General features: G+C 60.3%; 20 protein-coding genes, 1 tRNA gene and 1 pseudogene. 18 read left to right on the forward strand and 4 right to left on the reverse strand.

Annotated elements, in window-relative coordinates:
* The first annotated feature begins 8 nt into the window (after window positions 1-8).
* Together motA and motB are read left to right on the forward strand one after the other, a co-directional pair.
* Entirely contained in the window at window positions 9-860 is an 852-nt protein-coding gene (gene motA / locus AC3WP4_RS16240) for a flagellar motor stator protein MotA (RefSeq protein WP_074873180.1), read from the forward strand.
* Between the two features lie 164 nt (window positions 861-1024).
* A complete protein-coding gene (gene motB, locus AC3WP4_RS16245; RefSeq protein WP_074873183.1) occupies window positions 1025-2059 on the forward strand; it encodes a flagellar motor protein MotB in 1035 nt (344 codons plus the stop codon).
* 106 nt (window positions 2060-2165) lie between these two features.
* Here motB and rsgA read toward each other — a convergent pair whose 3' ends face one another.
* Window positions 2166-3197, reverse strand: coding sequence for a small ribosomal subunit biogenesis GTPase RsgA (gene rsgA, locus AC3WP4_RS16250; protein WP_074873186.1), 1032 nt, complete (start codon window positions 3195-3197; stop codon window positions 2166-2168).
* Between the two features lie 107 nt (window positions 3198-3304).
* Between rsgA and orn the strand changes: the two genes are divergently transcribed.
* The gene (gene orn / locus AC3WP4_RS16255; protein ID WP_008035288.1) at window positions 3305-3847 is read left to right on the forward strand and encodes an oligoribonuclease; all 543 of its coding nucleotides are present in this window, start codon (window positions 3305-3307) and stop codon (window positions 3845-3847) included.
* Window positions 3848-4097: 250 nt separating this feature from the next.
* Window positions 4098-4709 carry a trimeric intracellular cation channel family protein gene (locus AC3WP4_RS16260; protein ID WP_008153267.1) on the forward strand — a complete coding sequence of 204 codons (612 nt, stop codon included), beginning with the start codon at window positions 4098-4100 and terminating at the stop codon, window positions 4707-4709.
* A gap of 106 nt (window positions 4710-4815) precedes the next feature.
* Here AC3WP4_RS16260 and queG read toward each other — a convergent pair whose 3' ends face one another.
* Window positions 4816-5880 carry a tRNA epoxyqueuosine(34) reductase QueG gene (gene queG, locus AC3WP4_RS16265; RefSeq protein WP_102615328.1) on the reverse strand — a complete coding sequence of 355 codons (1065 nt, stop codon included), beginning with the start codon at window positions 5878-5880 and terminating at the stop codon, window positions 4816-4818.
* A gap of 63 nt (window positions 5881-5943) precedes the next feature.
* On the opposite strand from queG, the gene AC3WP4_RS16270 reads away from it, so the two are divergent.
* The 12 genes from AC3WP4_RS16270 (at window position 5944) to AC3WP4_RS16325 (ending at window position 20968) form a co-directional block, all read left to right on the forward strand.
* Window positions 5944-7443 (forward strand): NAD(P)H-hydrate dehydratase, encoded by a 1500-nt coding sequence (locus AC3WP4_RS16270; protein ID WP_102615327.1) that lies wholly within the window; start codon window positions 5944-5946, stop codon window positions 7441-7443.
* A complete protein-coding gene (gene tsaE / locus AC3WP4_RS16275) occupies window positions 7431-7901 on the forward strand; it encodes a tRNA (adenosine(37)-N6)-threonylcarbamoyltransferase complex ATPase subunit type 1 TsaE (protein WP_074873195.1) in 471 nt (156 codons plus the stop codon). Before AC3WP4_RS16270 ends, tsaE begins: the two co-directional genes overlap by 13 nt.
* Window positions 7902-9329, forward strand: a complete 1428-nt coding sequence (locus tag AC3WP4_RS16280; protein WP_074873198.1) for an N-acetylmuramoyl-L-alanine amidase — start codon at window positions 7902-7904, stop codon at window positions 9327-9329.
* Window positions 9326-11236 carry a DNA mismatch repair endonuclease MutL gene (gene mutL, locus AC3WP4_RS16285; protein WP_074873201.1) on the forward strand — a complete coding sequence of 637 codons (1911 nt, stop codon included), beginning with the start codon at window positions 9326-9328 and terminating at the stop codon, window positions 11234-11236. Before AC3WP4_RS16280 ends, mutL begins: the two co-directional genes overlap by 4 nt.
* Window positions 11236-12207, forward strand: a complete 972-nt coding sequence (gene miaA / locus AC3WP4_RS16290) for a tRNA (adenosine(37)-N6)-dimethylallyltransferase MiaA (protein WP_074873204.1) — start codon at window positions 11236-11238, stop codon at window positions 12205-12207. The genes mutL and miaA overlap by 1 nt, the downstream gene beginning before the upstream one ends.
* Before the next feature lie 95 nt (window positions 12208-12302).
* A complete protein-coding gene (gene hfq, locus AC3WP4_RS16295) occupies window positions 12303-12563 on the forward strand; it encodes an RNA chaperone Hfq (protein ID WP_007902656.1) in 261 nt (86 codons plus the stop codon).
* A 12-nt stretch (window positions 12564-12575) separates the two neighbouring features.
* Window positions 12576-13877 (forward strand): ribosome rescue GTPase HflX, encoded by a 1302-nt coding sequence (gene hflX / locus AC3WP4_RS16300; protein WP_074873207.1) that lies wholly within the window; start codon window positions 12576-12578, stop codon window positions 13875-13877.
* A gap of 119 nt (window positions 13878-13996) precedes the next feature.
* A complete protein-coding gene (gene hflK, locus AC3WP4_RS16305; RefSeq protein WP_074873211.1) occupies window positions 13997-15169 on the forward strand; it encodes an FtsH protease activity modulator HflK in 1173 nt (390 codons plus the stop codon).
* A complete protein-coding gene (gene hflC, locus AC3WP4_RS16310; RefSeq protein WP_056746351.1) occupies window positions 15169-16038 on the forward strand; it encodes a protease modulator HflC in 870 nt (289 codons plus the stop codon). The genes hflK and hflC overlap by 1 nt, the downstream gene beginning before the upstream one ends.
* A 314-nt stretch (window positions 16039-16352) precedes the next feature.
* A complete protein-coding gene (locus tag AC3WP4_RS16315; RefSeq protein WP_102615326.1) occupies window positions 16353-17540 on the forward strand; it encodes an ATP phosphoribosyltransferase regulatory subunit in 1188 nt (395 codons plus the stop codon).
* 54 nt (window positions 17541-17594) lie between these two features.
* Window positions 17595-18884 (forward strand): adenylosuccinate synthase, encoded by a 1290-nt coding sequence (locus tag AC3WP4_RS16320; protein WP_074873214.1) that lies wholly within the window; start codon window positions 17595-17597, stop codon window positions 18882-18884.
* Between the two features lie 149 nt (window positions 18885-19033).
* Window positions 19034-20968, forward strand: a complete 1935-nt coding sequence (locus tag AC3WP4_RS16325) for a methyl-accepting chemotaxis protein (RefSeq protein ID WP_102615325.1) — start codon at window positions 19034-19036, stop codon at window positions 20966-20968.
* A 95-nt stretch (window positions 20969-21063) separates the two neighbouring features.
* Here the strand turns inward: AC3WP4_RS16325 and AC3WP4_RS16330 are convergent.
* Together AC3WP4_RS16330 and AC3WP4_RS16335 are read right to left on the reverse strand one after the other, a co-directional pair.
* Window positions 21064-21283: pseudogene (locus AC3WP4_RS16330) on the reverse strand (iron ABC transporter permease); the annotation flags it as partial.
* Between the two features lie 95 nt (window positions 21284-21378).
* Window positions 21379-21465, reverse strand: a tRNA-Leu gene (locus AC3WP4_RS16335).
* Window positions 21466-21691: 226 nt separating this feature from the next.
* On the opposite strand from AC3WP4_RS16335, the gene rnr reads away from it, so the two are divergent.
* Both rnr and rlmB read left to right on the forward strand, forming a co-directional pair.
* Window positions 21692-24322, forward strand: coding sequence for a ribonuclease R (gene rnr / locus AC3WP4_RS16340; RefSeq protein WP_074873219.1), 2631 nt, complete (start codon window positions 21692-21694; stop codon window positions 24320-24322).
* Window positions 24319-25086, forward strand: a complete 768-nt coding sequence (gene rlmB / locus AC3WP4_RS16345) for a 23S rRNA (guanosine(2251)-2'-O)-methyltransferase RlmB (protein ID WP_074873222.1) — start codon at window positions 24319-24321, stop codon at window positions 25084-25086. The genes rnr and rlmB overlap by 4 nt, the downstream gene beginning before the upstream one ends.
* Window positions 25087-25219 lie beyond the last annotated feature (133 nt).

Here is a 25219-nt window from a genome sequence, read left to right on the forward strand (position 1 = left end):
TCCTACCTATGGCTAAAATAATCGGCATCATCGTCGTATTCGCGAGCGTGCTCGGCGGATACGTGCTCTCCCACGGCAAAATTGCCGCCCTGATTCAGCCCTTCGAGGTGTTGATTATTGGTGGTGCGGCCCTCGGCGCATTCCTCCAGGCCAACCCCAGTTACATGACCATGCACGTGCTCAAGAAATCCCTGGGCATGTTCACTTCGCGTTTCAGCCACACGTTCTATCTGGAAGTGCTGGGCCTGATCTACGAGATCCTCAACAAGAGCCGCCGCGAAGGCATGATGGCCATCGAAGGCGACATCGAAGACGCTGCTGCGAGCCCGATCTTCGCCAAGTATCCGGCCGTGCTCAAAGACGAACGCATGACCGCATTCATCTGCGATTACCTGCGCATCATGTCCTCCGGCAACATGGCGCCCCATGAGCTTGAAGGCCTGTTCGACATGGAGCTTTACAGCCTCAAGGAAGACCTCGAGCATCCGTCCCACGCGGTGAACGGTATTGCCGACGCCATGCCCGGTTTCGGTATCGTCGCGGCGGTACTCGGTATCGTGGTGACCATGGCTTCGCTGGGTGAGGGCGATCAGAAATCCATCGGCCTGCACGTCGGTGCGGCCCTCGTCGGTACCTTCTTCGGTATTCTCGCGGCGTACGGTTTCTTCGGTCCGCTGGCTCATTCCCTGGCGCACGATGCCAAGGAAGAACTCAACGTCTACGAAGCCATCAAGGCCTCGCTGGTCGCTTCGGCTTCCGGTATGCCGCCATCGCTGGCGGTGGAGTTCGGTCGCAAGGTTCTGTACCCGGCGCACCGTCCTAGCTTCGCTGAGCTGGAACAAGCGGTTCGCGGTCGCTAGTGCTCTGTTTCGTAAATACGTTCCTTTTTTGGCGAGTGACTGTTGTTGCCAGACAAGGCGCCGCGACGAGTCATAGCCCGCTATGGCGAGGAGCGGCAACGCCGTATGGCGACAACAGGCACCGCCAAAAAGGAACAGTATTTGTGAGACAGAGCACTTAGATCATGGAAAATAACCAGCCGATAATCATCAAGCGCGTCAAGCGCATCGCCGGCGGGCATCACGGGGGCGCCTGGAAAATCGCCTTCGCTGACTTTGCAACGGCGATGATGGCGTTCTTCCTGGTGCTGTGGCTGCTGTCCACCGCAACGCCTGAACAGAAGATCGCCATCGCCGGTTACTTCAAGGACCCGGTCGGCTTTTCCGAAAGCGGCACGCCGTACATCATCGACCTGGGCGGCACACCGACCCTGGCGCCGGAGAGCACCCTCAACCCCGAGGTGAAATCCCAGCCGCAACCGGACAAAGTCACCATCGACGCCGAGCAGGTTGAGGGCATGGCCGAACAGGTCGAGAAGGAACGTCTCGAGCTGTTGCTGCAAGAACTGCAGAACAAAGTCGAAGAAAACCCGCAACTGAAGAAATTCAAAGACCAGATCCTGTTCGAAATTACATCGGATGGTTTGCGCATCCAGATCGTGGACGCCGAAAACCGGCCGATGTTCGACTCAGGCTCGGCGCGTTTGAAGCCGTACTTCGAAGACATCCTCCTGGCCATGGCCGACACCATCAAAGCGGTGCCGAACAAGATCAGCATCAGCGGCCACACCGATGCCAAGCCGTATTCGGGCACGGGTGATTTCGGTAACTGGGAACTCTCGGCCAACCGCGCCAACGCAGCACGTCGTGCGCTGGTCGCAGGTAGTTATCCGGACACTCAGGTGGCGCGGGTCGTCGGTTATGCCTCGTCAGCCCTGTTCGATCGCAAGAACCCGTTCAACCCGGTCAACCGCCGTATCGACATCGTGGTGCTGACCAAGAAAGCCCAGCGTGCCATTGAAGGCTCGCAAGGTGCGGAACCGGCTCCAGAGCCAGCGCCGACACAAGGGCAGGGCGGCCCGGGCGAAGTGCCCGCCACGCCAGCCGATCCGAATGCGCTGCCGGCGGATAAAGAGCCGTTGCCGGCGCATGAGCTTCGGCAGCGGTTGAATCTGTTCGAGGATCCGGCACCGAAGCCGGGTGAGCCGCCGAAGCAGTGACCCATGAAAAAGCCGACAGTGATGTCGGCTTTTTTTTGCGGCTTTCACTGGTTTGGAAGCCACTTCATTTTCAGTGTGTGCACGGTCCCACAGGTTTTGTGCCGGTCTAGTAGCTGGTTTCCGGCAAACTCGCGATGATCGAGCGATAGCTGTTCATCCGTTGCTGCTGCACGCGGCCTTCTTCCAGGGCCTTGAGCAATGCGCAACCCGGCTCGCGGTCGTGCTTGCAGTCGCGGAAGCGGCAGGTGCCGATCAGGTCGTTGAACTCGATGAAGCCAGCTTCGACGTCGGCACGGCTGACGTGGCCCAGGCCGAATTCGCGGATACCCGGGGAGTCGATCAACTCACCGCCGCCGGGGAAGTGGAACAGCCGCGCGGTCGTGGTGGTGTGAGTGCCCTGGCCGGACAGCTCGGACAGCGGGCCGACACGGGCTTCGACTTCCGGCAGCAGAGTGTTGACCAGCGAGGATTTGCCGACGCCGGATTGGCCGACGAATACGCTGATGTGCCCGTCCAGTTGTGCCTGCAATTGCTCCATGCCATTGCCGTGGTGGGCCGAGACTTCCAGTACCGGGTAACCCAGCGTGCGGTAAACCGCCAGCAAGGCATTCAACGCCGGGGCGTTCTGCTCGTCGATCAGGTCGAACTTGTTGAGCAGCAGCAGCGGACGAATCCCGGCGTGCTCAGCGGCGACCAGATAACGGTCGATCAGGTTGGCATGGGGCTCGGGCAGCGGCGCGAAGACGATGACGATCATGTCGACGTTGGCGGCGACAGGCTTGAGCTGGCCACGGCTGTCCGGACGGCAGAGTTCGGTTTTACGCGGCAGTTGCGCCACGATCACGCCGATACCCTGGTTGCCGGCACGCCAGACCACCTGATCGCCGGTCACCAGCGCAGGCAGGTTGGCGCGCAAATGGCAGCGGAACACCTGGCCGGCCAGATCGCCATCGAGGGCTTCGACTTCGACCTGCACACCGAAGTGCGCGATCACCAGGCCGGTTTGTTCCGGACCCAGGTCGCCACCTTCAAGTGCCTCGACAGCCGAGGACTCGCGTTTGGCGGCGCGGGCAGCGCGTTCGCCCTGAATCTTTTCGATGCGCCAGTTTTGACGACGATTGAGTTGGCGTTTGGCCATGGGTGTTCCGTATCAAGAATGCAGCGATTAGGTAAAACGGCCGCGAGTTTAGCACGCCCGGCCGCCGCCCTAGGCTAAACTGCGCAGCATTGCCTAGGAGCCGACACATGCAAAACCCGCAGAATCTGATCTGGATCGACCTGGAAATGACCGGTCTGAACCCTGATACCGACGTCATCATCGAAATGGCCACCATCGTCACCGACAGTGACCTGAACACCTTGGCCGAAGGTCCGGTGATCGCCATCCACCACAGCGACGAAATTCTCGCTGGCATGGATGAGTGGAACACCCGTCAACACGGCGGCTCCGGGCTGACCCAGCGGGTTCGCGACAGCCGTATCAGCATGGCCGAAGCCGAAGCCGAAACCATCGCCTTCCTGGAAAAATGGGTGCCGAAGGGCAAATCGCCGATCTGTGGCAACAGCATCTGCCAGGACCGTCGCTTCCTTTATACGCACATGAAATCCCTGGAAAGCTTCTTCCACTACCGCAACCTCGACGTATCGACTCTTAAAGAGTTGGCCGCACGCTGGGCGCCGGACGTGCGCGACAGCTTCAAAAAGGGCAGCACTCACCTGGCCCTGGACGACATTCGCGAATCGATCGCCGAGCTGCAGCACTATCGCAAGCATTTCATCAAGTTCTGATGCAGAGCGGTGAGGGCTTTTGTGGCGAGGGGGCTTGTCGAAACGTCGCACCGCCCCGTTCGGCTGCGAAGCAGTCGTAAATCGGCTGGCGCGTACTGCCTGACAAAACACGGTGCCAGGTTCTGGGGCCGCTACGCGACCCAACGGGGGCAAGCCCCCTCGCCACAGGTATGCGTGAATGCTTCGACGCTCTCTTTTGGTACCTCAGCGAAGTGAGTAGACTGCGCGCCTTCCTGCAAGGACCGCCACCATGTTGCTGATGCTTTACCTGATTGCCATCACCGCCGAAGCCATGACCGGTGCCCTGTCTGCCGGTCGTCGCGGGATGGACTGGTTTGGCGTGGTGCTGATTGCCTGCGTCACGGCGTTGGGCGGCGGTTCGGTGCGTGACGTGCTGCTCGGCCATTACCCGCTGACGTGGGTCAAACACCCGGAATACCTGGTGCTGACCTCGGTGGCAGCGATGTTCACGGTCTTCGCTGCACGCTGGATGCGCCACCTGCGCTCGCTGTTTCTGGTGCTCGACGCCGTGGGCCTGGTGGCATTCACCCTGATCGGCTGCATGACCGCGCTGGAAATGGGCCACGGCATGCTGGTGGCCTCGGTCAGCGGTGTGATCACCGGGGTTTTCGGCGGCATCCTGCGCGACATCTTCTGCAACGACATCCCGCTGATCTTCCGCCGCGAACTCTACGCCAGCGTCTCGTTCGCCGCGGCGTGGTGCTACATGCTGTGCATTTACCTGCAATTGCCGGGGGAACAGGCGATTTTGATCACCCTGTTTGGCGGTTTCCTGCTGCGGTTACTGGCGATCCGGTTTCACTGGGAAATGCCTAAATTCGTCTACAACGATGAAGCCTGACATCGCGCAGCCTTTGTAGCAGCTGCCGAAGGCTGCGTTCGAGGCCGCAGGACTCGCTTTGCAGGATGACGACTGCTCCGCAGCCGAACGCAGCCTTCGGCAGCTGCTACACAAGTCCGTGTTGTTTCAGGGCCCATTCCACATGTTCGCGGACCAGTTCTGAAGGGTATTCACGGCGCGCCTTAAGCGCTTCAACTACCGGAATGCTCGACGGGGCATTGCCCAGGCCAACCGCCAGGTTTCGCAACCAACGCTCATAACCCGCCCGGCGTAACGGCGAACCTTCAGTGCTGCTGAGAAACTTCTCCTCATCCCACATGAACAGCTCTGCCAACTCCGCGTTGTCCAGATTGTGCCGTGGCTTGAAGTCGCTTTCGCCGGAGGGGCGGGCGAAGCGGTTCCACGGGCAGACGATCTGGCAGTCATCACAGCCAAATACCCGATTGCCGATCAGTGGCCGCAGATCTTCCGGGATCGCGCTTTTCAGTTCGATAGTCAGGTAGGAAATACAGCGTCGGGCATCCAGCACGTACGGGCCGACGAAGGCGTTGGTCGGGCAGATGTCGAGGCACGCGGTGCAACGGCCGCAGTGTTCGGTGCTGTGTGGCGGGTCAACCGGCAGCGGCAGGTCGACAAACAGTTCGCTCAGAAAGAAGTAACTGCCGGCCTTTCGATTCAAGACCAGGGTGTTTTTGCCGATCCATCCAAGACCAGCCTGTTCCGCGATGGCTTTTTCCAGCACCGGCGCGCTGTCGACGAAGGCGCGGAAACCAAACGGGCCGATTTCGGCCTGAATTTTATCGGCCAGTTGTTGCACGCGTTTACGGATCAATTTGTGGTAATCGCGGCCCAAGGCATAACGCGAGACGTAGGCTTTTTCCGGTTGTGCCAGACGTTTGGCCATTTCGGTATCGCCCGGCAGGTAGTCCATGCGCAGGGAAACCACCCGAAGCGTGCCGGGCACCAGCTCTTCCGGGTGTGAGCGTTTGCTGCCGTGGGCGCCCATGTAGTCCATTTCGCCGTGGTAGCCGGCCGCGAGCCAGCGCTCCAGGTGCTGCTCATGCTCGGCCAGGTCGAGGCCGCTGATGCCGACTTGCTGAAAGCCCAGCTCGCGGCCCCAGTCCTTGATGGATTGGGCGAGGGCGGGCAGGTCTGTGGTAATTGCGGGCATGAGGCGAGAGAAACCGGAGCTGAGGTGCGTATAATTCTGCCAGACATCGGAGCCCGAAGACGCATGCCGCACACTAAAGATGATTTACCCGACGCGCTGTATAGCGCCGCGCAAGTGCGAGCCCTCGATGCGAGCCTGATCGCGGCCGGCACACCGGGCTTCGAATTGATGCAGCGCGCGGCGCGGGCGACCTGGCGTGCGCTGGTCCGCCATTGGCCGTCGGCGAATGAATTGAGTGTCGTGGCCGGTCATGGCAATAACGCTGGCGACGGTTATCTGGTGGCCGTGCTGGCCCGACGTGCTGGCTGGCATGTGCGGGTGTTCGCGGTCGGTGATCCCAAGCGTTTACAAGGTGATGCGGCATTGGCCCATGCTGAGGCTGTGTCTGAAGGTGTCGCGGTTCAAGCCTGGAGCGCGCAGTCCGAATTGCGCGGTGTCGTGCTGGATGCCTTGCTCGGCACCGGTCTGACGGGGGAGGTGCGAGAGCCCTACGCTGGCGCCATCGCGGCGATCAACGGCAGCGGGTTGCCAGTTGCGGCGGTGGATATCCCTTCGGGGTTGTGCGCTGATACCGGCCGAATACTCGGCGCGGCGGTGCGGGCGGACCTGACGGTGACGTTCATCGGCCTGAAACTGGGTCTGTTCACCGGCGATGCTGCGGACGTGGTCGGCGAGTTGGTATTCAACGATCTGCAGGCCTCCCCCGAGTCGTTCAACGGAGTCGCCATCAGTGCGCGTCGCCTGACGGCCAGTACCTTGCCGCGTCTGGCGGGCCGTGCTCCAACCTCCCATAAAGGCAAATTCGGCCACGTCCTGCTGGTCGGCGGCGATCGCGGCTTTGGTGGCGCCATCCTGCTGAGCGCGCAAAGTGCCCTGCGCAGCGGTGCGGGCATGGTGTCCGTGGCGACGCGCAGTGAACATGTTCCGGCCGCGCTGGCGAGAATTCCTGAAGCCATGGTGTTGGGCACTTCGTCGGCCAATCAGCTGATGGAACTGCTGCAAAAGGTTTCCGTGCTGGTGGTCGGCCCAGGCTTGGGTCAGGCTTCCTGGGGGCGCAGCCTTTTGTCGGCGGCTGCCACTGCGCCGCTGCCGCAAGTCTGGGACGCCGATGCATTGAATCTGCTGGCCACAGAGCACGTGAGCTTGCCCAGGGATTGTGTGATCACCCCGCATCCGGGCGAGGCGGCGCGCTTGTTGGGGATGAGCACTGCCCAAGTGCAGGCCGATCGTCCTGCGGCGGCTCACGCATTGAGCAAAAAATATACAGCTGTCGTGGTGCTGAAAGGCGCCGGCAGCTTGATCGCCAGCCCCGATGGGCGATTGGCGTTGTGTCATCAGGGCCATCCGGCCATGGCCACCGCCGGTTTGGGTGATGTGCTGGCCGGTCTGGTCGGCGCATTGCTGGCACAAGGCATGGAAGCGTTCGACGCCGCCTGCCTGGCCGTCTGGCTGCACGCCAATGCTGGCGCGAAAGAAGGTAAATCGGGCCGTGGGCTGGCGGCCAGTGATCTGATTCCAGCCATTCGTCAGTTGTTGGAGGAGCAAACACCGTGTCTGAAGTAACCCTGTACCTGGCTGATGAAGAGGCGATGACTGCGTTTGGCGCACGCATCGCACAAACCACTGAAGGGCACGGTCTGATTTTTCTCGAGGGTGATCTGGGCGCGGGGAAAACCACGCTGTCCCGGGGCATCATCAGGGGGCTGGGGCATCAAGGGTCGGTAAAAAGCCCTACGTTTACTTTGGTCGAACCCTACGAGATTGGTGACATCCGTGCCTTCCATTTCGACCTCTATCGCTTGGTCGACCCTGAGGAGTTGGAGTACCTCGGCATCCGCGACTATTTCGAAGACGACGCGTTGTGCTTGATCGAGTGGCCCGAAAAGGGTGCAGGCTTTTTGCCAAAGCCCGACCTGACCATTACCATTAGCCCGCAAGATGGCGGGCGTTCGCTGAAAATTTTGTCCCAGGGCTCGCGTGGCGAGTCGTGGTGTGCCGCTTTGGCATTGGAAACCAATTAAATGATGGGGTTAGGTATGCGCTTTCGCGCGATGGTAGCTGCCGTAGGATTGTTGTTTTTGGCGGTGACCGTCGATGCTGTGGCCGAGACGAAGGTCAACAGCGTTCGCCTGTGGCGGGCTCCGGACAACACGCGACTGGTGTTCGACCTGACCGGGCCTGTCCAGCACAGCGTCTTTACCCTGACCGCCCCGGATCGGCTGGTCATCGACATCAATGGCGCGACTCTGGGGGCGCCGCTGAACGTCAACAGCTCGAACACTCCGATCACCGCCATGCGCTCGGCTCAACGTACGCCAACCGATCTGCGGGTGGTCATCGACCTGAAAAAAGCCGTGACGCCGAAAAGTTTTACCCTGGCGCCAAACGCCCAGTACGGCAATCGCCTGGTGGTCGACTTGTTCGACAACGCTGCCGATGCCGCGCCAATTCCGGCGCCGACCAACGTCGCGACGGTAGCCCCGGTGCCGGTCACTCCGGTGGAGCCTCCGGTAAAACTGCCGCCAGCCCCGGCCGGCAAGCGCGACATTATTGTCGTCATCGATGCCGGTCACGGCGGCGAAGACCCGGGTGCCTCCGGCTCTCGCGGTCAGCGTGAAAAAGACGTGGTACTGGCCATCGCCCGTGAACTGCAGCGTCAGGTCAACGGCATGAAAGGCTTCCGCGCCGAACTGACCCGCACCGGCGACTATTTCATCCCGTTGCGCGGCCGTACCGAAATCGCCCGCAAGAAGGGCGCCGACCTGTTCGTTTCGATCCACGCCGACGCCGCGCCTTCGGCCGCAGCCTTCGGTGCCTCGGTGTTCGCCCTGTCTGATCGCGGCGCTACCTCGGAAACGGCCCGTTGGCTGGCTGATAGCGAAAACCGTTCCGACTTGATCGGTGGTGCCGGCAACGTCAGCCTCGACGACAAGGACCGCATGCTGGCGGGCGTGCTGCTTGACCTGTCGATGACGGCTTCCCTGACTTCTAGCCTGAACGTCGGCCAGAAAGTCCTGAGCAACATCGGCCGCGTCACGCCGTTGCACAAACAGCGCGTGGAGCAGGCCGGGTTCATGGTGCTGAAGTCGCCGGACATTCCATCGATCCTGGTGGAAACCGGGTTCATCTCCAACGCCAACGAAGCGTCCAAGCTTGCCGCAGCGAACCACCAGCAAGCGCTGGCGCGTTCGATCAGCAGCGGCGTGCGCCAGTTCTTCCAGCAGAACCCGCCGCCAGGCACCTACATTGCCTGGCTGCGCGACTCCGGCGGGATCGCCCAAGGCCCGCGTGACCATCGGGTGAACCCCGGCGAGACGCTGGCGATGATTGCCGTGCGATATCAGGTTTCTCCGGCCACGCTGCGCAGCGCCAACAAGCTGTCGAGTGATGAGCTCAAGGTCGGTCAGCACTTGACCATCCCTGGCACTGAGCTGGCGGCCAAAGAATGAACCAGGTGCTGACCAATACGGCTCGTATCGAGCTGCTCAGCCCGCGACTGGCGAACCAGATTGCCGCCGGTGAGGTGGTTGAACGCCCGGCTTCGGTGATCAAGGAACTGCTGGAAAACAGCCTCGACTCCGGCGCCAGGCGTATCGATGTCGATGTGGAGCAGGGCGGCGTCAAGTTGCTGCGGGTGCGCGACGATGGCAGCGGCATTTCTGCCGATGACCTGCCGCTGGCCCTGGCGCGACACGCCACCAGCAAGATCCGCAATCTGGAAGACCTCGAGCAGGTCATGAGCCTTGGCTTTCGCGGTGAGGCACTCGCGTCGATCAGCTCTGTGGCGCGCCTGACCCTGACATCCCGCACCAAAGACGCTGATCAGGCCTGGCAGGTCGAAACCGAAGGCCGGGACATGGCGCCTCGCGTGCAGCCGGCGGCCCATCCGGTGGGCACCTCGGTGGAAGTGCGTGACTTGTTTTTCAACACTCCGGCACGCCGCAAGTTTCTCAAAACCGAAAAAACCGAATTCGATCACCTGCAAGAAGTGATCAAGCGTCTGGCGCTGGCACGTTTCGACGTGGCGTTCCATCTGCGGCACAACGGCAAGACCATCCTCAGCCTGCATGAAGCCCATGACGACGCGGCCCGTGCCCGGCGTGTGGCAGCGATTTGCGGTTCGGGTTTCCTCGAGCAGGCGCTGCCGATCGAGATCGAGCGCAATGGCCTGCATTTGTGGGGCTGGGTCGGTTTGCCGACGTTCAACCGCAGCCAAGCGGACTTGCAGTACTTCTTCGTAAATGGCCGCGCCGTACGCGACAAACTGGTGGCCCACGCGGTGCGCCAGGCCTATCGCGACGTGCTGTTCAACGGCCGGCACCCGACGTTCGTGCTGTTTTTCGAAGTCGATCCGGCCGGCGTTGACGTCAACGTGCACCCGACCAAGCACGAAGTGCGCTTCCGTGACGGACGCATGGTTCACGATTTCCTCTACGGCACCCTGCACCGCGCCTTGGGCGATGTGCGGCCGGAAGACCATCTGGCCGCGCCTGTCGCGACGGCCATCGTTCGGCCGACCGGCATTGATGCTGGCGAATTCGGTCCACAGGGCGAAATGCGTCTGGCGGCCAATGCCTTGCTGGAACAGCCTCAAGCCCAGCCGTCGTTCAATACGCCGGCCGGCTCGGGCGCGGGTGCCGGTTATCAATATCAGTACTCGCCACGGCCTCAATCCGGTGTGCCGGTTGCTGAGGCCCAGGCAGCGTATCGTGAGTTTTTTGCACCATTGCCAGAAGCCAACGCGGTAGCGCTGCCAGCCGGGCAGGACGACATTCCGCCGCTGGGTTATGCGCTGGCGCAGCTCAAAGGCATCTACATTCTTTCGGAAAACGCCCAGGGCCTGGTGCTGGTGGACATGCACGCGGCTCATGAGCGGATCATGTACGAGCGCCTGAAAATCGCCATGGCCAGCGAAGGCCTGAGCGGTCAGCCGCTGCTGGTGCCGGAGTCGCTGGCGGTCAGTCAGCGTGAAGCCGATTGCGCCGAAGAACACGTCGCGTGGTTCCAGCGCCTGGGCTTTGAATTGCAGCGTCTGGGCCCGGAATCCCTGGCGATCCGGCAGATTCCGGCCTTGCTCAAGCAAGCTGAAGCCAATCGATTGGTCAGTGACGTTCTGGCGGACTTGATGGAATACGGCACCAGCGACCGGATTCAGGCGCACCTGAACGAACTGCTCGGCACCATGGCCTGCCACGGCGCGATTCGGGCGAATCGGCGTCTGGCGATCCCCGAAATGAACGGTCTGCTGCGCGATATGGAAAACACCGAACGCAGCGGTCAATGCAACCATGGCCGACCGACCTGGACCCAACTGGGCCTGGACGATCTGGACAAACTGTTCTTGCGCGGTCGTTGATGAACCAGCTCCCTCCTGCGATTTTCCTGATGGGCCCGACCGCCGCCGGCAAGACCGACCTGGCTATCGAACTCACCAAAGTCTTGCCGTGTGAGCTGATCAGCGTCGATTCGGCGCTGGTCTACCGTGGCATGGACATCGGCACCGCCAAGCCTTCAAAAGAGCTTCTGGCTGAATTTCCACACCGTTTGATCGATATTCTTGATCCGGCAGAGAGCTATTCGGCCGCCGATTTCCGTCGCGATGCCCTCGAAGCCATGGCCGAGATCACCGCGCGGGGCAAAATTCCGCTGCTGGTGGGCGGCACAATGCTCTATTACAAGGCTTTGGTCGAAGGTCTGGCAGACATGCCGGCGGCTGACCCGGCCATTCGCGCACAGATCGAAGAAGAGGCCGCACGCCTTGGCTGGCAAGCCTTGCACGATCAATTGGCAGTCATCGATCCGCAATCTGCGGCGCGTATTCATCCGAACGATCCGCAGCGACTGAGTCGAGCGCTGGAAGTTTATCGCGTCAGTGGTCAGAGCATGACTGCACTCAGGTTGCAACAATCTGCGCAAAGTACTGAAGCAGCCGCCTCTGGACTGCAACAATTGCCCTATACTGTCGCGAACTTGGCCATTGCTCCGGCAAATCGCCAGGTACTGCACGAGCGAATTAAACAAAGATTCACGAATATGTTGGAACAGGGATTCATCGACGAGGTCGTAGCCCTGCGAGATAGAGGTGACCTGCATTCGGGGATGCCGTCTATACGTGCAGTAGGCTACCGACAAGTCTGGGATTACCTGGATGGCAAGCTGACGCAAGCCGAGATGCAGGAGCGTGGAATCATTGCCACGCGCCAATTGGCGAAGCGCCAGTTCACCTGGCTGCGCAGTTGGGCTGATTTACATTGGTTGGACAGCCTCGATTGCGACAATCTGCCGCGCGCCTTGAAATACCTTGGGACCATCTCCATATTGAGCTGAGTCCTTGCAATTGCCGTCTATCCTTGGGGGTGTGACGGCCACAAGTCATCTGATTACCTATTTTTTAATATTGAATCCTTAAAGGAGTGCGGCACATGTCAAAAGGGCATTCGCTACAAGACCCTTACTTGAATACTTTACGTAAAGAGAAAGTGGGGGTTTCCATCTATCTGGTCAACGGGATCAAGCTGCAAGGCACGATCGAGTCTTTCGACCAGTTCGTTATCCTGCTGAAAAACACCGTCAGCCAGATGGTTTACAAACACGCTATCTCTACAGTGGTGCCGGTTCGTCCAATTCGTCTGCCTAGCGCAACCGAATCCGAAGCAGGTGATGCTGAGCCAGGTAACGCCTGATAGGAGTCTCCTTTGTTCTTTGAGCGCCACGGTGGTGGTGAGCGAGTGATCCTCGTTCACTTGGATGGACAGGACCCTGAGGCGCGCGAAGATCCGCAGGAGTTTCAGGAATTGGCTAATTCGGCCGGCGCCGAGACCGTTGCGTTTTTTAACGTGCCGCGTCATCGGCCAACCGCCAAATTCCTGATTGGCAGCGGCAAGGTCGAAGAGTTGCGCGACCTGGTCCATGCCAAAGAGGCCGATCTGGTCATCTTCAATCACATCCTCACGCCCAGTCAGGAACGTAACCTCGAACGTGTTTTCGAGTGTCGCGTGATCGACCGTACCGGTCTGATTCTCGATATTTTCGCCCAGCGCGCCCGTACCCATGAAGGCAAGCTCCAGGTAGAACTGGCCCAGCTTGATCACATGAGCACCCGGCTGGTTCGTGGCTGGACCCACCTTGAGCGTCAGGGTGGCGGTATCGGTATGCGTGGCCCGGGTGAAACCCAGCTGGAAACCGACCGCCGTTTGCTGCGGGTACGCCTGCGACAGATCAAGGGCCGACTGGAAAAAGTACGCAGTCAGCGCGAACAGTCGCGACGCGGCCGTTCGCGTGCGGATATTCCTACCGTGTCCCTTGTGGGCTATACCAACGCCGGCAAATCCACGCTCTTCAATAACGTCACGAAATCCGACGTTTACGCGGCTGACCAGTTGTTTGCCACGCTGGACCCGACCTTGCGCCGTCTGGAACTCGACGACCTGGGGCCGATTGTCCTGGCCGATACGGTGGGTTTCATACGCCACTTGCCCCACAAACTGGTCGAGGCATTTCGGTCTACGCTCGAAGAGTCGAGCAACTCAGACCTGCTGTTGCACGTGATCGATGCGGCCGAACCGGATCGCATGTTGCAGATCGAGCAGGTGATGGTGGTGCTGGGCGAGATTGGTGCCCAGGACTTGCCGATCCTCGAGGTCTATAACAAACTCGATTTGCTTGAAGGCGTTGAGCCACAAATCCAGCGAGACGAAAACGGTAAGCCTCAACGGGTCTGGCTGTCGGCGCGTGATGGCAGTGGTCTGGAATTGCTTGAGCAAGCCATTGCCGAGTTGCTGGGCAGTGAGTTGTTTATCGGTACCTTGCGTTTGCCGCAACGATTCGCTCGACTGCGTGCGCAGTTTTTCGAGCTCGGAGCGGTGCAGAAAGAAGAACACGACGAAGAAGGTGTCAGCTTGCTGGCCGTTCGATTACCGCGCTCGGAGCTCAATCGGCTGGTCAGCCGTGAAGGCGTTGTGCCGACAGAGTTCATCGAACAACACACTTTGCAATAATCGAACAACACACTTTGCAATAAAAGCCTGAAAAAGCGGTTGTGCCGCGGTGACAGGCATTCTGTAGCATTGGTCGGCGCGCCGTGGGTGCGTCTTTGCTTTATCAGATGGAGAGCGCTATGGCTTGGAATGAGCCGGGTGGCAACTCGAATAATCAGGATCCTTGGGGTGGCAAGCGCCGCAATAACGGCGACCGCAAGGGACCGCCGGATCTCGACGAGGCCTTCCGAAAGCTGCAGGAAAGCCTGAACGGGTTGTTCGGTGGTGGTAAGAAACGCGGTGATGACGGGGGCGGTTCGGGCAGGAGTAGCGGCTTCGGCGGTCTGCTCGGCATCGGTCTGGTCGTGTTGGCAGCGGTGTGGCTGTACAGCGCGGTGTATGTCGTCGACGAGCAGGAGCAAGCCGTGGTGCTGCGCTTCGGCAAGTACTACGAGACTGTCGGCCCGGGTCTGAACATCTATTTCCCGCCGCTGGATCGCAAGTACCTGGAAAACGTCACGCGTGAGCGTGCCTATACCAAGCAGGGTCAAATGCTCACTGAAGACGAAAACATCGTCGAAGTGCCGCTGACCGTGCAGTACAAGATCAGCAACCTGCAGGACTTCGTGTTGAGCGTTGACCAGCCGGAAATCAGCCTTCAGCACGCGACCGAAAGTGCCTTGCGCCACGTAGTGGGTTCCACCGCGATGGACCAGGTGCTGACTGAAGGTCGTGAATTGATGGCCAGCGAAATCAAGGAGCGTCTGCAACGCTTCATGGATACCTATCGCACCGGCATCACCGTCACCCAGGTCAACGTACAGAGCGCAGCCGCACCGCGTGAAGTGCAGGAAGCCTTCGATGACGTGATCCGCGCCCGTGAAGACGAGCAGCGTTCGCGCAACCAGGCTGAAACCTATGCCAACGGCGTCGTGCCGGAAGCACGTGGTCAGGCCCAGCGCATCATCGAAGATGCCAATGGCTACCGTGACGAAACCGTCTCGCGCGCCAAGGGTGAGGCCGATCGCTTCACCAAACTGGTGGCCGAGTACCGCAAGGCACCTGAAGTCACCCGTGAGCGTCTGTACCTGGACACCATGCAGGAAGTCTTCAGCAATACCAGCAAGGTTCTCGTAACCGGGAACAAGAATGGCCAGAGCAATCTGCTGTACTTGCCGCTGGATAAAATGGTCGAAAGTGGTCGCAACACCAGCACTTCGGTGACCGGTGCGGCAGCCAGCAGCAATGAAGCGAATGCGCGTGCGGCAGCCGATCTGCAGCAACAGCCAGCACGTACCAGGGAGAGTCGCTGATGAGCAATAAATCGCTGATCGCCCTTATTGTCGGCGTCGTCGTGGCGATCGCTGCCTGGAACTGCTTCTACATCGTGGCTCAGACCGAGCGTGCGGTGCTGCTGCAGTTCGGTCGCGTGGTCCAGGCTGATGTTCAGCCAGGCCTGCATGTGAAAGTGCCTTACGTCAACCAGGTGCGCAAATTCGACGCACGCCTGATGACGCTCGATGCGCCGACACAACGCTTCCTGACGCTGGAAAAGAAAGCCGTCATGGTCGATGCCTACGCCAAGTGGCGCGTGAAAGATGCCGAGCGCTTCTACACCGCGACTTCCGGCCTCAAGCAGATTGCCGACGAGCGTCTTTCCCGTCGTCTGGAATCGGGCCTGCGTGACCAGTTCGGTAAGCGCACGCTGCATGAAGTGGTGTCCGGTGAGCGCGATGCGCTGATGACCGATATCACGGCTTCGCTGAACAAGATGGCGGAAAAAGAGCTGGGCATCGAAGTTGTCGATGTTCGGGTCAAGGCCATCGATCTGCCGAAAGAAGTGAACCGCAGCGTGTTCGAACGCATGAGTTCCGAGCGTGAGCGTGAAGCTCGCGAGCACCGCGCCAAGGGTAACGAGCTGTCAGAAGGCATTCGTGCCGATGCTGATCGTCAACGCCGCGTGTTGCTGGCTGAAGCCTATCGTGAATCTGAAGAGGTTCGCGGTGATGGTGATGCCCAGGCCGCTGCGATCTACTCCAAGGCCTACGGCCAGGACCAGGAGTTCTACGGTTTCTACCGTAGCCTGCGTGCCTACCGTGAAAGCTTCGCGAACAAATCCGACGTCATGGTCCTGGACCCAAGCAGCGACTTCTTCCGTTACCTGGAAAAAGCCAAGCCTTGATACGGCGCTGACCTGAATCATCCCCCGCCTGGCGGCTAACGCCTCGGGCGGGGTGATCCTTTGGGAAAACGTGTGTATGATGCGGCAGCCGGGAAATTCCCGGCTTTTTTGCGTCTGCACGTTTGATTGCTGTTTTTATGCAGGCGTGCGAGTTGAATGACTCGACAGGTTTTTCGAGGAAAGTGGTTGGTGAAGCCGATTCGGGCTTTTCGCCGCGTTGTTCATGCGCGTGGTTTGCGCATGAACCGATCATTTTCTGCTTCACTCAAGGCTCGCCCAAAGGCTGGCCGCCCGGATCATAGGGGAATGGCGTAATGGCAACGGTAGACCGCTGGCTGCTGCCAGATGGCATCGAAGAAGTACTGCCACCAGAAGCGGCGCGCATTGAAGTCGCGCGTCGTCAGGTGTTGGATCTGTTCCAGAGCTGGGGTTACGAGTTTGTCGTGACTCCCCATATCGAGTACCTGGAATCCCTGCTGACCGGCGCGGGCCAGGACCTCGATCTGCGTACCTTCAAGGTCATCGACCCGCAATCGGGCCGGCAGATGGGTTTCCGTGCCGACATCACGCCGCAAGTGGCGCGCATCGATGCGCACACCTTGCGACGCGAAGGCCCGAGCCGTCTGTGCTATGCCGGTAGCGTGCTGCACGCTCAGCCGCGCGCCTTGTCGTCCTCGCGCAGCCCGATCCAGCTGGGTGCCGAGCTGTACGGCGATGCCAGCCCGAGCAGCGACGTGGAAGTCATCAGCTTGATGTTGGCTATGCTGCAACTGGCCGATGTGCCGGATGTGCACATGGACCTCGGTCATGTGGGTATCTACCGCGGGCTGGCTCGCGCCGCCGGTCTGTCCGGTGAAGTCGAGCAACAGTTGTTCGATGCGTTGCAACGTAAGGCCATCGACGAGGTCATTACCTTGACCGAAGGCCTGCCAGCTGATCTGTCGGACATGCTGCGGGCGCTGGTCGACCTGTGTGGCGGCCGTGAAGTATTGAGCGCTGCCCGCGAGCGCCTGGCGAATGCGCCGGCGCCAGTATTGGCTGCTCTGGACGACCTGCTGGCGATTGCCGAGCGTCTGTCCACGCGTTTCCCTGAGTTGCCGTTGTATTTCGACCTGGGCGAGTTGCGCGGCTACCACTACCACACCGGTGTGGTGTTCGCGGTATTCGTACCGGGTGTTGGCCAGTCCATTGCTCAGGGTGGTCGTTACGACGACATCGGTGCCGACTTCGGTCGCGCCCGTCCGGCAACCGGCTTCTCTACCGATTTGAAAACCCTGGTGACCCTGGGGCGTGCTGAGATCGAGTTACCGTCTGGCGGTATCTGGATGCCTGACAGTACGGATGCCGCTCTCTGGCAGCAGGTTTGCCAGTTGCGCAGTGAGGGTCAGCGTGTCGTTCAGGCGTTGCCTGGACAGCCTTTGGCCGCCGCCCGTGAAGCGGACTGCGACCGGCAATTGATTCAGCAGAACGGGCTTTGGCAAGTATCGCCACTGGCTTCTTGAGTTTTCCTGCCGGCTGCCGCCGGCACCAAGTTTGCGCGAATGAGGACAAGTGTTATGGGTAAGAATGTCGTAGTCCTGGGCACCCAATGGGGTGATGAGGGCAAAGGCAAGATCGTTGATCTGCTGACCGAACATGCTGCCGCCGTAGTGCGCTACCAAGGTGGCCACAATGCTGGTCACACCCTGGTGATCGACGGCGAAAAAACCGTCTTGCACCTGATTCCGTCGGGCGTGCTGCGCGAAGGCGTGCAGTGCCTGATCGGCAACGGCGTGGTGGTTGCACCCGACGCTCTGCTGCGGGAAATCATCAAGCTGGAAGAGAAAGGCGTACCGGTGCGCGAGCGCCTGCGTATCAGCCCGTCCTGCCCGCTGATCCTGTCCTTCCACGTAGCGCTGGACCAGGCCCGTGAAAAGGCCCGTGGCGAACTGAAGATCGGTACGACCGGTCGCGGCATCGGCCCGGCGTACGAAGACAAGGTTGCACGTCGTGGCCTGCGTGTGGGCGACCTGCTCAACATGCCGCGCTTTGAAGACAAGCTGCGTGAACTGGTGGATTACCACAACTTCATGCTGGTGGGTTACTACAAAGAGCCTGCCATCGAGTTCGAAAAAACCCTGGCCGAGTGCAAGGAATACGCTGAGCTGCTCAAGCCGCTGATGCTGGACGTGACGGCCGAGCTGCACGACCTGCGTCGCGCCGGCAAAGACATCATGTTCGAAGGCGCCCAAGGTTCGTTGCTCGACATCGACCACGGTACCTATCCGTACGTGACCAGCTCCAACACCACCGCTGGTGGCGTGGCGACCGGTTCGGGCGTTGGCCCGATGTTCCTGGATTACATCCTGGGCATCACCAAGGCTTACACCACTCGCGTTGGTTCGGGTCCATTCCCGACTGAGCTGTTTGACGAAGTGGGCGCTCACCTGGCCAAGCAAGGTCACGAGTTCGGTGCTACCACCGGCCGTGCCCGCCGTTGCGGCTGGTTCGACGCCGTTATCCTGCGTCGTGCCATCGATGTGAACAGCATCTCGGGCATCTGCCTGACCAAGCTCGACGTGCTCGACGGCCTTGAAACCATCAACATCTGCGTCGGCTACAAAGATGCGCAAGGCAATGCCGTTGCCCCGACTGATGCTGACAGCTACGTGGGCCTGCAGCCTGTGTACGAAGAAGTGCCGGGCTGGACCGAGTCGACTGTGGGTGCCAAAACTATGGAAGAGCTGCCAGCTAACGCCCGTGCTTACATCAAGCGCGTTGAAGAGCTGATCGGTGCGCCGATCGACATTATTTCGACGGGCCCGGACCGCAACGAAACCATCGTTTTGCGTCATCCGTTCGCTTAATAAGTCGTTGATGTAAAACACAAAGGCCCCTCATTTGGGGCCTTTGTCGTATCTGCCTGTCGGGCGGCACGACCTTTGCTGTGATGTTGATTAAAAGCATCGCTTCCAGTGCGCCATCAATTTAATGGCGCCAAGCAGAGGGATTTTAAGTGTCAGCCATTCTCTCATTGTTACAAAGCCGTCTATTGCGGCCTGTGTTCGTTACCCTGGGTATCGCCCTTTTGGTGCAAGTGCTTGTAGCTGTCGCTCTGACTCGGAGCACAGTGACCGCGCTCGAAGCCGATCTGGGTGTGCGCCTGGGTGCCGACAGTCAAAAACTTTCCGGGGAACTTGAGCAGGCAGGGCGTGAAGTCACGTCGAGCCTCGATAGCCTTTCTACCAGCACGCGTCAGCGTCTTGCGGTGGGTTTGTCCTCGCGATTGAAGGACGAACAAGCACAGCTGCGTGCGACGCTGGAGAAGGATCTGAAGGACTCCGCCAACGATATGGCGCAGCTTCTGGCTTCGGTCGCACCTCGGGCCATGTGGGACAGCGACGTTCCAACCCTGTCCGAATTCGCCCGCCGGGCCCAGCGCAATCCCAACGTGCTGTTCGTAATCTACGACGACGCTACCGGCCAGCACCTGACGCGCTATCTGAACCGCGAGAACCCGATCAACAAAGCGCTGCTGGAGAAAGGCCAGGGCGAGCGCGCATTGGACAAAGTGTTGGATGCGGCGAAGAACGATCCGTCGGTCTACTACCTCGAAGCCTCCATCAGCCCCAATGGCGTGGAAATCGGCAAGGTCTTGATGGGCGTCTCGACTGCTTCCGTGGAAGTCGATCTGGCCGCCCTCGACAAGCGCTTCTCGGCGCTGATCGCCAGCAGTGATCAATTGGTGGGCGACAGCCTCAAAGGCGCGGCGGCTGATAGTGCAGCAGCGATGGGCGCGCGCCTGAAGTCGGCGCAGGCAACGGCTTCAGAGATGCAGGCCAACACCACCAGCACCGTGCAGGAAGCAGCGGGCACCTTGCGCTGGCGCATCGGCATGGGCCTGGCGGTGGTGGGCTTCGGCGTATTGCTGTTGCTGGCTGTGGTGCTGGGTCGTCGCGTGCTCAATCGTCTGAAGCTGCTGATTGCGGCCATGGATGACCTGGCGGCGGGCGAGGGCGACCTGACCAAGCGCGTGCAGATCAACAGTAAGGATGAGATCGGCGACATGGCCTCGGCGGTCAATCGCTTTGTGGATAAGTTGCAGCCGATCGTGCGCGAAGCGGGCGATGTGGCTCAGCGTACCGGTGTGGAAATCGGCGCGATGACCTTGCGCAATGCCGGGGCCGACAAAGCGGCAGGCATGCAACGCGATGAAGTGGCCGAGAGCCTGCGTGCGCTATCGCAAATGGCTGACGAAGCACAGTCTGAAAGTCATGCCATGCAGGCGGCCTTGCAGCAAGTGGTGGATATTCGTTCGGCGACAGATGAAAACACGCGGACCTCGGCGAAAGTCGGCGGCCTGATCGAGGCGTTGGCCGGGCAGGTCGACACCGGGGCGAAAGTCATCGAGCGGCTGGCACAGCAGAGTGAGCAGATTGAAGTGGTGTTGACGGTGATTCACGGGATCGCCGAGCAAACCAACCTGCTGGCGCTGAACGCCGCCATCGAAGCGGCGCGTGCGGGCGAGACTGGTCGCGGGTTTGCCGTGGTCGCTGACGAGGTGCGAGCGCTGGCGAGCAAGACGCAGAGCTCCACTGGCGACATTCAGGCGCACATCGTTGCCTTGCAGCAAGGTGCGCGTGAAGCGGTGGCAGCGATCGGTCAGGCCGGGCGTCAGGCCAGCGAAGGTTTGCTGGTGCTGCGTGACAGTGCGCGGTTGCAGCAATCGGTGCAGGCGTCAGTCGAGCAAGTTCATGCGGCGATTGGTCTGGCAACGCAGGCAGCGGCGCATCAGGCGCAAGGCGCGCAAGCGGTACGCGGTCGGGTTGAGACCATTCATGCACAGGCTGAGAAAGCGGCTCAGGCAGTGGTGGAAACCACGGCCAGCGGCAAGGTGCTGGATGGGTTGGCGGCGCAATTGAAGGCCAGCCTGGGGCAGTTCAGGGCTTAAATGTGTATTGATTGGGCTGGCCTCTTCACGAGCAGGCTCGCTCCCGCATGGGAATGCATTTCCCTGTGGGAGCGAGCCTGCTCGCGATGGCAATCTCAGCGGCTCAAATACACCCGGGTAGTTTGAGTAGATAAACCGGCAAACCCGACACCAAAATCAACAACGCCGCATAAGGCGCAGCCGCCGCAAACTCCACATTCGCGGTATGTGCCCAGACTTCCGTCGCCAGCGTATTGAGCCCGGTTGGACTCAGCAGCAGCGTCGCCGTCAGTTCCCTCATCGCTCCAGAAGCACCAGCGCAAACGCCGTGCCCAGCGTACGTGCGGCCTCTGGTTTTTCGAAAGCCAGAAACGCAAAAACCCGCTTTCGCGGGTTTTTGTGAAATTTCAGATCGACTCTGAAATTTGAATTGGTGCCCAGAAGAAGACTCGAACTTCCACGACCTTGCGGTCACCAGCACCTGAAGCTGGCGTGTCTACCAATTTCACCATCTGGGCATTATCGGCAATGCGTCTGCGTCGTCGATGGCGCGCACTATACGGAGCGTCTTTTTAACTGTAAACCCCTGAGGTCGAAAAAACCTGGAAAATTTTACCAGTGGCATTTAATTCAGCTTCTCGGTGTCGATATAGGGCTTTAGATGGGCTGTCACAGCCTGAAATTTCCCGTTTCATTACGCCTATGCCAAACTAACCCGCATATAGACAAGGTGAAAACTCTCTAATGGCCGATTGGCAGTCCCTCGATCCCGAGGCCGCTCGTGAAGCGGAAAAATATGATAACCCTATCCCTAGCCGCGAACTGATCCTTCAGCATCTTGCTGATCGGGGTTCGCCTGCTAACCGCGAGCAGTTGGTTGAAGAGTTTGGTCTGACCACAGAAGACCAGATCGAAGCCCTGCGCCGCCGCCTGCGCGCCATGGAGCGCGACGCTCAACTCATCTATACCCGTCGCGGCACCTATGCGCCGGTGGACAAGCTCGACCTGATCCTGGGCCGCATCAGCGGTCACCGTGACGGTTTCGGCTTCCTGGTCCCGGACGACGGCAGTGACGACCTGTTCATGAGCCCGGCGCAAATGCGTCTGGTGTTCGATGGCGATCGTGCCCTTGCCCGTGTTTCCGGCCTCGACCGTCGCGGTCGCCGCGAAGGCATGATCGTCGAAGTGGTGTCCCGTGCCCACGAGACCATCGTTGGCCGTTACTTCGAAGAGGGCGGTATTGGTTTTGTCGTTGCGGACAATCCGAAGATCCAGCAGGAAGTGCTGGTGACGCCGGGCCGTAACGCCAACGCCCAGATCGGTCAGTTCGTCGAAGTGAAGATCACTCACTGGCCGACGCCACGCTTCCAGCCGCAAGGCGACGTGGTCGAAGTCGTGGGTAACTACATGGCGCCGGGCATGGAAATCGACGTTGCCCTGCGCACGTACGATATTCCCCACGTCTGGCCTGAGGCTGTGCTGAAAGAAGCCGCCAAGCTCAAGCCGGAAGTCGAAGAGAAAGACAAAGAGAAGCGCATCGACCTGCGCCATCTGCCGTTCGTGACCATTGACGGCGAAGATGCGCGTGACTTCGATGATGCGGTCTATTGCGAAGCCAAGCCGGGCAAGCTGCGCCTGTTCTCCGGCGGCTGGAAGTTGTACGTGGCGATCGCCGACGTTTCCAGCTACGTGAAAATTGGTTCGGCGCTGGACAACGAGTCCCAGGTTCGTGGCAACTCGGTGTACTTCCCCGAGCGCGTCGTGCCGATGCTGCCTGAGCAGCTGTCCAACGGCCTGTGCTCGCTGAACCCGCACGTCGATCGCCTGGCCATGGTTTGCGAGATGACCATCTCCAAATCCGGCGAGATGACCGACTACTGCTTCTACGAAGCGGTGATTCACTCCCACGCTCGCCTGACCTACAACAAAGTCAGCGCGATGCTGGAAACGCCGAAACTCACCGAGGCGCGTGAGCTCCGTGGCGAGTACAACGACGTTCTGCCGCACCTCAAGCAGCTTTACGCACTGTACAAAGTGCTGCTGGCCGCTCGTCACGTGCGTGGCGCGATCGATTTCGAAACGCAGGAAACCCGGATCATCTTCGGGACCGAGCGCAAGATTGCCGAAATCCGTCCGACCGTTCGTAACGATGCGCACAAGCTGATCGAGGAATGCATGCTGGCGGCCAACGTGGCCACCGCCGAATTCCTGAAAAAGCACGAAATCCCTGCGCTGTACCGCGTCCACGATGGCCCGCCACCGGAGCGTCTGGAAAAGCTGCGCGCTTTCCTTGGCGAGCTCGGCCTGTCCCTGCACAAAGGCAAGGACGGCCCGTCGCCGAAGGATTACCAGGCATTGCTGGCGAGCATCAAGGACCGTCCGGATTTCCATTTGATCCAGACTGTCATGCTGCGTTCGTTGAGCCAGGCGGTGTACAGCGCCGATAACCAGGGCCACTTCGGCCTGAATTACGAAGCCTATACCCACTTCACCTCGCCGATCCGCCGCTACCCGGACTTGCTCACGCACCGGGCGATTCGCAGCGTCATCCATTCGAAAATGGACACCCCGCACGTTCGCCGCGCCGGCGCGATGACCATTCCGAAAGCGCGCATCTATCCGTACGACGAAGCGATCCTGGAACAGCTCGGCGAGCAGTGCTCGATGAGCGAGCGCCGTGCCGACGAAGCGACCCGCGACGTCGTGAACTGGCTCAAGTGCGAGTTCATGAAAGACCGTGTGGGCGAGTCGTTCCCGGGTGTGATCACTGCCGTGACCGGTTTTGGCCTGTTCGTCGAGCTGACCGATATCTACGTCGAAGGCCTGGTGCACGTCACCGCGCTGCCGGGCGATTACTACCACTTCGATCCTGTGCACCATCGCCTGGCCGGTGAGCGTACCGGTCGCAGCTTCCGTCTTGGCGATACCGTTGAAGTGCGGGTCATGCGCGTCGATCTCGACGAACGCAAGATCGACTTCGAGATGGCTGAAAAGACCATCAGTGCGCCGATCGGTCGCAAGAAGCGCGGGACTGAAACGGCTGCACCGGCTGCCAAAACGGCTGCAGAACCGGCCCCGGCGAAAACCGGTCGTCGTCCTGCCAAGGAAAAGGCTGTCGAAGCCTATCGCCCAAGCGATGCCGCGGCGAAAAATGCCGAGCTGCGCAAAAGCCGCGAATTGAAGCAGGCGTTGCTGTCTGAAGCGAAAAGCGGCGGTAAAGCGGCGTCTGGGGGAAAGACCGGACGGTCGGCGCCTGACAAGGCTCCCGGCGGCAAGCCAGCCAAACCGAGCAAACACCGTAAAGGCCCGCCAAAAGCGGGTTCTGCTCCAGCCGCCAAAAGCGGCGGGGCGCGTAAACCGAAGGCCAAGTCATGAGTCAGTTGGAAAAGATCTACGGCGTGCATGCTGTAGAAGCGTTGCTGCGTCACCACCCAAAACGCGTCAAGCAGATCTGGCTGGCCGAAGGCCGCAGTGATCCGCGTGTTCAGACGCTGATCGAGTTGGCGAGCGAAAATCGTGTGGCCGTCGGTAATGCCGAGCGCCGTGAGCTGGATGCCTGGGTTGAAGGCGTGCACCAGGGCGTGGTGGCAGAGGTGAGTCCGAGCCAGGTCTGGGGCGAGGCGATGCTCGACGAACTGCTCGATCGCACCGAAGGCGCGCCGCTGTTGCTGGTGCTCGACGGCGTGACCGATCCGCACAACCTTGGCGCTTGTCTGCGTTCTGCCGATGCGGCGGGCGCACTGGCGGTGATCGTTCCAAAGGACAAGTCGGCGACGTTGACTCCGACGGTGCGTAAAGTGGCCTGCGGCGCGGCGGAAGTGATTCCGTTGGTTGCGGTGACCAATCTGGCGCGCACCCTGGAAAAGCTCAAGCAGCGCGGCTTGTGGGTCGTCGGTACGGCGGGCGAGGCTGAGCAGAGTCTGTATCAGCAAGACATGACCGGCCCGACCATCTTGATCATGGGTGCTGAAGGCAGCGGCATGCGTCGCCTGACTCGCGATCTTTGCGACTACCTGGTGCACCTGCCGATGGCGGGTAGCGTCAGCAGCCTCAACGTTTCCGTGGCAACCGGCGTCTGCCTGTTCGAAGCCCGGCGCCAGCGCAGTGTCAAGGCTGCCGGAACTGCCAAGAAGTCCTGATCCAGCGCTAAACCCTCCTGTGGGAGCTAGCCTGCTAGCGATGGCGGAGTCACATTCAACATCAATATTGAATGTTATTTCCTCATCGCTAGCAGGCTAGCTCCCACAGTGGTTTGTGTTTTGGGCAATTAGT

The sequence above is a fragment of the Pseudomonas sp. FW305-20 genome (assembly GCF_058788075.1).